At 75.7% G+C, this 5,932-nt stretch carries 5 protein-coding genes; 2 read left to right on the top strand and 3 right to left on the bottom strand.

Translation table 11 applies throughout. The annotated features are described in order from the left end of the window. The first annotated feature begins 1 nt into the window (after window position 1). Both EAD96_RS00965 and EAD96_RS00970 read left to right on the top strand, forming a co-directional pair. Window positions 2-904, top strand: a complete 903-nt coding sequence (locus EAD96_RS00965; RefSeq protein ID WP_121682933.1) for an NUDIX hydrolase — start codon at window positions 2-4, stop codon at window positions 902-904. Between the two features lie 345 nt (window positions 905-1,249). Further along, window positions 1,250-2,164 carry a phosphatidylcholine/phosphatidylserine synthase gene (locus EAD96_RS00970; protein WP_121682934.1) on the top strand — a complete coding sequence of 305 codons (915 nt, stop codon included), beginning with the start codon at window positions 1,250-1,252 and terminating at the stop codon, window positions 2,162-2,164. A 59-nt stretch (window positions 2,165-2,223) separates the two neighbouring features. Here the strand turns inward: EAD96_RS00970 and EAD96_RS00975 are convergent, their stop codons facing one another. From EAD96_RS00975 to EAD96_RS00985, 3 genes are all read right to left on the bottom strand, one after another. After that, a complete protein-coding gene (locus EAD96_RS00975) occupies window positions 2,224-3,471 on the bottom strand; it encodes a phosphatidylserine decarboxylase (RefSeq protein WP_121682935.1) in 1,248 nt (415 codons plus the stop codon). Between the two features lie 155 nt (window positions 3,472-3,626). Then, on the bottom strand, window positions 3,627-4,082 hold the full coding sequence (locus EAD96_RS00980) for a hypothetical protein (protein WP_121682936.1): 456 nt from the start codon (window positions 4,080-4,082) through the stop codon (window positions 3,627-3,629). Continuing rightward, complete coding sequence (locus EAD96_RS00985; protein ID WP_233585338.1) at window positions 4,079-5,773, bottom strand: LiaF domain-containing protein; 1,695 nt, start codon at window positions 5,771-5,773, stop codon at window positions 4,079-4,081. Before EAD96_RS00985 ends, EAD96_RS00980 begins: the two co-directional genes overlap by 4 nt. Between the last annotated feature and the right edge of the window lie 159 nt (window positions 5,774-5,932).

The raw sequence follows: 5,932 nt of genomic DNA on the forward strand, positions 1-5,932 counted from the left end.
GCTGCGGCGGGTCGGGGCCTACGGGGTGCTGCGGGACTCCGAGGGGCGGGTGTTGCTGGCGCGTGGCTCGGCGAAGTGCCCGTACCCGGGGGTGTGGCAGTTGCCGGGCGGCGGCGTCGAGCACGCGGAGCACCCGGCCGACACCGTGGTCCGCGAGTTCGCCGAGGAGACCGGCCTGACCGTCGTGCCCGGCGCGATCCGGGCCGCGGTGGCCGACGTGGTCGCGTTCGCCGACCTGGGGATCGCGCTGCACACCGACCGGCTGATCTTCGACGTGGAGGCGCGCGGCGGGCGGCTGCGACCCGAACCGGCCGGCGGCAGCGACGAGGTGGCGTGGTGCACGCCCGAGGAGGCGGCGGCCCGGCCGCTGATGCCGTTCACCGCCGAGCTGCTCGGCCTGCCGGTGACTCCGCTGCCGGCCGATCTGCCCCGGGCTCTACCCGCCGAGCCGACCGGACCGGCAGTCGACCGCCGGCAGCGCTTCGCCGCGTACGGGCTGGTCACCGACCCCGCCGACCGGGTGCTGCTCACCATGATCGCCGACGGCTATCCGGGCGCGGGCCGCTGGCACCTGCCCGGGGGCGGCACCGACCACGGCGAGCAGCCCGCCGCCGGGCTGCTGCGCGAGCTGGTCGAGGAGGCCGGGCAGCTGGGCCGGGTGGTCGATCTGATCGCCGTGGACAACCTGCACAACCCGGCCGCGCTCGGCCCGGAGGGCCGCCCGCTGGACTGGCACGGCGTCCGGGTGATCTACCGGGTACGCGTGGACGCGCCGACCGACGCGGTGGTGACCGAGCTGGCCGGCGGCTCGACCGCGCGGGCCGCCTGGTTCGCCCCGGAGCAGGTCACCGGTCTGTCGATGACCGACGTGGCGGCCCGGGCCACCGGGCAGCGGGTGACCTGAATCGCTCGCCGAGCCGCCCCGGGTGGCCTCCGGTACAGTCGGAAGTACGGCTGACCGACAAAAACGGGCGTTGAGGCCCGAGATGGGAATGAGTGGGCGGTTCGCGCGGTTAAGGGAGATATAAGTACCGCCGGCAGCTATCGCCAAGCCCCTGTCCCCTGTGCAATGGTGTACTCCGCAAAAGGGCTGCCGGACCCGAAAGGTCCGGCACGAGACAGCCGGACACCCGCCCCGCAGTGGGCGGCCAGCCGATCCGGTGATGGAGGAAACGTGCCGAGAGCCCCATGGCGCCGGCGTCGTACGACTGACAGTCCGCGCCCCGCAGGGCGTCGCTGGGCGGGCAGGTTGCGCCGCAGCAGTACGTTCGCCCGCCAGGTGCTGCTGGTCCGGGTGGGCCGCCGGGACGGCGCGACCGTCTCGGGGACCGACCTGGTCACCCCCGACCACCGTTACGCCGACCGCCAGCGCCTCCGCTACGGCCGGCTCGACACCGACCTCGAGACGGTACGCCCGATCAGCCCGGCACTCGCCCCGGCCGCCCCGGTCGACGACGAGTCCCCGGCGATGTCGATCCCGCTCCTGCCGGGTGAGCGCACCGCCGCCCGCCGGGCCAAGTTCGCGCTCGTCAACGCGTGCACGCTGAGCAGCCTCATGCTCGGCATGCTGGCCATCTTCCTGGCCATGCGCGGTGACGTGCAGATCGCCGCGATCTGCCTGATCGCGTGCGTCGCGTTCGACGGCCTCGACGGCGCGCTGGCCCGCAAGCTCGGTGTGGCCAGCCCGTTCGGCGCGCAGATGGACTCGCTCGCCGACATGTGCTCGTTCGGCCTCGCCGCGCCGGTCGTGGTCTACGCCTCGCTCGCCGGTTCGGCGCCCCCGGCGGCCGCCGCGGTGTCCTGCGCGCTCGTCGCCGCCTGCGCAGCGGTCCGGCTCGCCCGGTTCAACGTCTCGCCGAAGGACGGCCGCTTCTTCTGCGGCGTGCCGACCACCATGGCGGCAGCGGTGCTCGCACTGACCGTGGCCATCGGCGTGCCGGTCCCCGGCCTGGTCATGGTGGCCGGCGTCGCGCTGCTCGCCTTCGCCATGGTGTCCAGCTTCCCGTACGCGAAGCTCGCCCGGCTGCTGAAGCTGCCGCCGTGGCTCTGGCTGGCCCCGGTGGTCGGCGCGCTCGTCGACATCCGGCTCACGTTCGCCCTCGTGGTGGTGGGCTACCTGGTCAGCGGGCCGCTGCTCTGGCTGCACCAGCGCCGTACCGCCTGATCCGAGAACGACAGAAGGGGCGCCGCGAGAGCGGCGCCCCTTCTTCGTGTCCGGCGCCGTCAGCGCCAGCGGGCGATCACCGTCGCGCCGCCGACCACCTTGTCGCCCGGACCGACCAGCGGGTCCGCAGCGTCGGCCGGCAGGTAGACGTCGGTACGCGAGCCGAACCGGATCAGGCCGAAGCGCTCGCCCCGGGCCAGCAGCGACCCGACGGGCGCCCGCTGCACGATGCGGCGGGCGATCAGCCCGGTGCGCTGCGCCACCACCACCGTGCCGTGGTCGGTGTCCAGCACCGTGTACGCCGCCACGTTGTGCTCGGCGTCCGGCTTCATGGCGTTGACGAACCCGCCGTCGGCGACGAAGTAGTCGACCACCTTGCCGGCCACCGGGGCGCGGTTGACGTGCACGTCCAGCACCGACAGGAAGACCGCGATCCGCAGCCACTCGCCGTCACCGAAGCGCTCGTCCTGCAGGCGCTGCACGGACAGCACCTGACCGTCCGCCGAGGCGACCACTGCCGACGGGTCCTCCGGCACGTCCCGCTCCGGGTCGCGGAAGAACGCGGCCACCGGCGCGGCGGCCAGCGCCGGCAGCAGCCACAGCTTCGACTTCGGTCGCGCGGCCCGGGCCAGGGCGGCCAGGCCGAGCGTGATGCCCGCGGCGGCCACCCCGTTCGAGTCGATGTGCATGCCCCGGGTCAGCGGCACGCTCGACGGCCGGTACGCCGGGGACAGCGAGGCCGCGAGCGCGACCGGCGCCGGGGTGAACCGCAGGTGGTGCACGCGTACCGGCGGGGTGTTGCGCAGCACCAGGTCGGTGCGCACGCCGTGCAGCACACCCTGCCGGTCCAGCTCGCCGTCGGCGCCCTCGGTGCGGAACAGCGGCGCGGCGACGCTCAGCACCGCGCCCTCGGCGAGGTACTTCGCCAGCCCGTCGACAGCGGCGCGGGCGTCGTCCGCGGTGCCGGTGAACGGCTCGGCGACGACCACCACCGCGGCGGCGTCCGCCTCGGCGAGGGTGTCGACCACGCGTACCCGGTCGGCGACCCAGCGGCCCTGCGCGGTGACGTGTTCGCGCAGCGCGGCCGCGGCGGCGCCCTCCGCCGGCACCACGGTGAGCCGGTCGCCGGGGAGCAGCGCCTCGATCGCGGCGGCCAGCACCGCGGACTCCGGGGTCGCGCCGACCAGCAGGCCGGCCTTCGGGTCGTTACGCCGGGCGAACTCGCTGACGAGCGTGCGGGCGGCGCGCTCGCCGATGCGGACCGCACCGGAGGGACCGGTGACGCGCACGGCGGGGGACTGGGTCATGTCGGACGGGCTCCTGACGAGATAGCGAACGGACGCCGGCGGCTCCGGCGACCCGACCGGCGGCTCCGGCGTGTCGGGGGCGTGGGCCGGCCGGCGGAGGCGAGATCTCCGCCGACCAGCATAGGCCGCGTCCGAAGGGCGCCGCAGTGGCGCGGTCAGGCCGGATCCCCCGGCGTACGGCGTTGCGGAGCCGCCTCGTCGGCCGGTGGATCGAGCGGCGGCAGTTCGCGGGTGGCCGGCTCCGCGGAGTCCGTGGTGGCCTCGGTGACCCACTCGTCGGCGGCGTCGGGCCTCTCCGCGCCGGCCGCCGTGTCCACGCCACCGGCTGTCTCCACGCCACCGGGCGTCTCCGCGCCGGCGGCGGGGGAGCCGTACGGCGCCGAGACGGTGACCTCCGGCGCGGACTCCGGCGCGGGCTGCTCCGGTGCGCGGCCCGAGCGCAGCGCGCCGATCAGTCCGAGCAGCCCGATCAGCACCAGCCCGCCGGCCAGGAACCAGCCGACCGGGGGTACGGAGAGGCCGAGGATCCGGGCCAGCAGCCACCAGACGGACAGGCCGAGGAAGACGAGTCCGAAAGCGAACGACACGATGTCGGTACGGTGTGCCTTCACCGGGTCACCTCCAGCTTGCCGGCGTTCACGTGGACGTAGAGGCGCAGCTTGCCGCCACCGGGACCGTCGGCGCCCGCGTCGGTGGTCTCCCACTGACGGCCGCCGAGCCCGCCGCTGCGCCGGCCGAAGACCGTGGCGTCGCCGGCGTTCACGTCGGCCACAGTGGTCACGTCGACGTTCGGCGGTACGACCACTGTCGCGTTGCCGAGGTTCACGTCGACGGTCACCTGGACGTCCTGCTTGTCGAAGTCGATCCCGCGCAGGTCGAGCGTCGCGTCACCGAGGTTGTTCTCGTACCGGTCGGCCAGGTCGCGCAGGTCGGTCGGCGCCCAGGTGACGTTGCCGTCGATGCCGCGTACCCGGTCGTAGGACTCGGCGACCGTGGCGATGCCGAGCGCCGCCGCTGTCACCAGGCCCAGGGCGATCAGCCAGCGCGCCCGGCCGAACCAGGTGCCGACGAGCAGACCGAGGCCGATGGTGGCGAGCACCGCGGCGAAGTAGCCGGCGGCGCCGACCGGGAAGACGTCGAGCAGGTCGAGCATGGCCACCACGCCGAGCGCCAGGAAGATCAGCGAGAACGTGATCGCGCCGAGCGGTGAGCGCTCCTTGGGTCGCTTCGGCGGTCGCGGCGGCCGCACCGGTGGCGGGACGGGCGGCGATCCGGCGTAGGGGCCGTGCGGGGCGAACGGCGGCCGGTAGCCGCCGGGCGGCAGCGGTGCGCCCACCGGCGCGGGCGGCGGCACGGCGGCCGGCTCGTCCAGCCGGGTGCCCGCGTCCCGTGCGCCCGGCCAGGCCGGGTTCGTGCCGTAGGCCGGCCAGGTGGCGGTGTCGGCGACCGGGCCGGTCACCTGCTGCATCGCGACCGTCGTCGGCTCGGACGGGCCCGGCCGGGTGCCGGCCGCGGCGGGCCAGCCCGGCGCCGGGAGCGTCGGGTAGCCGGTGGCGGGCCCGGGACGGCCCGGCTCGCGCTCCGCGTCGGACGCCGCCGGGTGCCCCGGCTCGGCCTGCGGGTAGCCCGGCTCGGACGCGGAGGCCGGCGGGTAGCCCGGCTCGACCGACGGCGCCGGCGGGAAGCCGGGCTCGGACGCGGGCGCCGGTGGGTAGCCGGGCTCGGAGGCGGGCACCGGGGGATGGCCGGGCTCGGGCCGACCGGGCGGCGGGTAGCCGGACAGGCCGCCGGACGGCGCCGCCCCGGGGTGGCCCGGTCCGGCGGGAGTACCGGTCCACTGTGCCGCGGGGGGAGCCGCGGTCCACGTACCCGGCGCCGGGGCCGGCGGCGCGGGCCAGGCCACCGGTGGCACCGGACCCGGCGGTGAATCGTGCGGCGGCGCCGGCTGAGCCGGCCGCTGCGCCGGGCCGCGCTGCTCGCGGTTGAGCAGGAGCGCGCCGCCGATCAGGATCACCGCGCCGAGCAGGATCGCCCGGAACCCGTCGGTGACGACGTAGGCGAAGCCGAGCGCCACCACGATGCCGAGCACGATCACCGTGATCGGGGACATGCTGGACCGGCCCCGGCCGAGCATGGCCTCCACCGGCGAGGCGGTGTCGCCCTCACCCGGGATGATCAGCCAGCCGGCGACGTACACGATGATCCCGATGCCGCCGAAGAAGCCGAGCACGGCCAGCAGCACGCGCCACAGCACCGGGTCGGTGTTCGTGGCCCGGCCGATGGCGGCGCACACCCCGGCCAGGTAGCGGCCCTCGCGGGGGCGTACCAGGCCGTACCGGGTGGTGAAGCCGGCGGCGCCGACGCTCAGATCGTCACACGGCCGCGACGCCCGGGACCACGGGGACGCCCCGGAGTTTCACCGGCGGCGGATCTCAGGGTGGGGTCAGGGTCGGGTCCGGAG

The sequence above is a fragment of the Micromonospora sp. BL1 genome (genome assembly GCF_003667485.1).
Lineage (GTDB): Bacteria > Actinomycetota > Actinomycetes > Mycobacteriales > Micromonosporaceae > Micromonospora > Micromonospora tulbaghiae.